Consider the following 703-nt stretch of genomic DNA (forward strand, 5'->3'; position numbering starts at 1 on the left):
TTGATAAGTTATCTGCTGGATTATCTCCATTTACATCATGGTACAACTCTACGGTTGAATATACAGTTGTTCCGCCTGAAACTCCTGATCCGTCTAATGCATTAATGCTTAACGTAGCGTTGTTTACATCATTTCCTGTGGTACATCCAAATTGAACTACTGTTGGTGCGGTTACTGTTAATACCGGATTATCATTTACTGTTTCTGTTTCTTCTGAAAAACAGCCATTAGCTCCTGTTACTCTTACTGTGTAGGTATCTGCTGGCAAGTTAATAAATGAATTGCTTGCTGCATCCCATGTTCCTGCTACTGGAGTTATACTATATGTTAACGGTGTTACTCCTGCGGTTACATTAACTGCGATACTTCCGTTTGCACCTCCATTACACGTAGCGTGGGTTACCGAAGTAGTAAACGCTGGTTCAACTGCTGGGGCAATATCTATTATGTTTACCACAGGACAGTTTGGTGTTGCTCCTGTATCGGTTACTGTTACCGTATACCTATCGGCTATTGTAGGGTTAAATGTATATGGATCACTTGGTAAAGCAACTCCTACTCCTCCTTCTACAATTGTATCTGCTCCACTATCATCTCTTGTTATCACATATTCATAACTTCCTGACCCTGAAACAATATCTATAACAACATCTGCAGCCATTGGTGCGTCACATGTTAATAGTTTTGTTTCTTTTAACGTAAA

Annotated in this window: 1 protein-coding gene; it reads right to left on the minus strand. The window is 39.7% G+C overall.

Translation table 11 applies throughout. From position 1 onward, the window contains the following. Window positions 1-703 (minus strand): SprB repeat-containing protein (locus tag Q4586_RS13980; protein WP_303530012.1); only part of this gene is annotated, 703 nt, incomplete at both ends.

It is taken from the genome of Tenacibaculum soleae, from assembly GCF_030549005.1.
Lineage (GTDB): Bacteria > Bacteroidota > Bacteroidia > Flavobacteriales > Flavobacteriaceae > Polaribacter > Polaribacter soleae.